At 73.0% G+C, this 211-nt stretch carries 1 pseudogene; it reads left to right on the top strand.

The window, feature by feature from the left end:
• Positions 1 to 210, top strand: a pseudogene (locus J0695_RS41960) (nitrate reductase); the annotation flags it as partial.
• Position 211 lies beyond the last annotated feature (1 nt).

Here is a 211-nt window from a genome sequence, read left to right as displayed (position 1 = left end):
AGCGGCATCGCGCTCGGCACGCTCGTCGTCATCACCGGGTACCACGCGCTGCGCGCCTTCGCGCCCGCCCACCTCAAGACGCAGGAGCCGCTGCTCGACGAGGGCACCTCGTCCTACGACACGAGCGACGAAGGCGCCGATGCCGGCGCGAGCGGTGGGAAGGGCGACGGCGAGGCGGACGGCGAAGGTGGTCAGCGCGCCAGGTCGTAGG

The sequence above is a fragment of the Streptomyces beijiangensis genome (assembly GCF_017315755.1).
Taxonomy (GTDB): domain Bacteria; phylum Actinomycetota; class Actinomycetes; order Streptomycetales; family Streptomycetaceae; genus Streptomyces; species Streptomyces beijiangensis.
Note: the sequence above shows the minus strand (reverse complement) of the source record. Positions and strands in the feature narration are given on the sequence as shown.